Source organism: Cyclobacterium xiamenense, assembly GCF_900109255.1.
Classification (GTDB): Bacteria; Bacteroidota; Bacteroidia; order Cytophagales; family Cyclobacteriaceae; genus Cyclobacterium; species Cyclobacterium xiamenense.
In genome coordinates this window covers 1-1,455 of record NZ_FNZH01000028.1, presented here as the reverse complement: position 1 = coordinate 1,455, position 1,455 = coordinate 1, and the positions used below count along the sequence as shown (strand labels likewise).

Sequence of the window (1,455 nt, the reverse complement as noted above, 5' to 3'; positions counted from 1 at the left end):
AGTAAAGTTCTGTATAACAGGAGCCGTATGATGGGAGACTATCACGTCCGGTTCTGGGAGAGGCTCGGGGTGAAATTCCCCTTGCCTACTCGACACTAACCGTTACCTGCAAGCTGTAAAAACCAAATGATAGAACTAAGACCAGCAACGATAAACGACCTTGACATAGTCAAACATTGGGATACAAAGCAGCACGTTATCGACTGTGACCCTGATGACGAATGGCATTGGGAAACGGAACTGAAACGCAATCTTGAATGGAGAGAACAATTAATTGCTGAATTGAATGGAGAGCCAATAGGATTCATACAAATAATTGACCCATATTTAGAAGAGACACAATATTGGGGAACAGTTGAACCGAACAAAAGAGCAATAGACATTTGGATTGGGGAAGAACATAACCTAAACAGAGGCTATGGGACGAAAATGATGAAACTCGCCATTGATAGATGTTTTAAAAATAAATCTGTAGATGGAATATTGATTGACCCTTTGAAATCTAACGTAAAAGCACAAAGATTTTATCAGAAACTTGGATTTGAGTTCATTGAAGAAAGAAAATTTGATGGAACCCCTTGTAATGTATATGAATTGAAAAGAAAAAAGCCAGCAGGTAACAATATATATAAAAAATAGGCGGAATAGTAATAAAATCAAGGCTTTTGGCTCGCATCAAATTTTGTGCTTAACTGAAAGTTTAGCGCTTCGAAATCGCCTACTTTCCATATACCAACCGTTAGCAACAAGCCAAACAAAACCTCTTAATGTAAATAATGATTGACATAGAAAAACTTAGAACGCTTTATAAATTTGGCAAAGAATTAAGTTTGCAAGATGCACAAGAACTCTTGAAAACAGCTAAATCTATATCATTCAAAAAAAAGGAAATCCTTTTTGAACAAGGCTCTAAAGACACTCAAATTTATTTTTTGCGAAAGGGAATGGTAAGAATGTATCATATAAAAGATACTGGGGAAGAAATTACTTTCAGCCTTATTCCCGAACATAATGTAGTTGCCAATTTTGATTTTATTGCAACCGAAATACCCTCAAAGTTTTATTATGAAACTTTAGAAAATTGTAGTTTTTTCAGTATCGACTATCAAGTCCTTGATTCAATTGTGAGCAAAAACTCAAAATTGGAGTCTAATAGAAAATTTTTTCTCAGAAAAATCATTTTTGAAGTCAAAGAGCGTTTGGAATCTTTTGTTTTAATGACCCCTGAAGAACGCTACCTTAAATATATCAAAGATTTTCCAGACCTAACCAATCGTGTTCCCGACAAATACATAGCGAATGTATTAGGTATTACACCTGTATCTTTAAGTAGAATACGCAAACGTATTTCGTCAAAGACGGAGTGTTAGCTCAACTCTGTCTGGCTTCCCTTCGGGGGGCTAGCCCCCCGAAGGGAAAATTCACTATTTTTTTAGGACTCTGTCTTCAGATCCA

General features: G+C 36.1%; 2 protein-coding genes. Both read left to right on the top strand.

Annotated features, from left to right (window positions below; genetic code table 11):
- Positions 1-126: 126 nt before the first annotated feature.
- Positions 127-639, top strand: coding sequence for a GNAT family N-acetyltransferase (locus BMW71_RS23465; RefSeq protein ID WP_092178973.1), 513 nt, complete (start codon positions 127-129; stop codon positions 637-639).
- A 137-nt stretch (positions 640-776) separates the two neighbouring features.
- On the top strand, positions 777-1,370 hold the full coding sequence (locus BMW71_RS23460; protein ID WP_092178972.1) for a Crp/Fnr family transcriptional regulator: 594 nt from the start codon (positions 777-779) through the stop codon (positions 1,368-1,370).
- Positions 1,371-1,455: the final 85 nt, after the last annotated feature.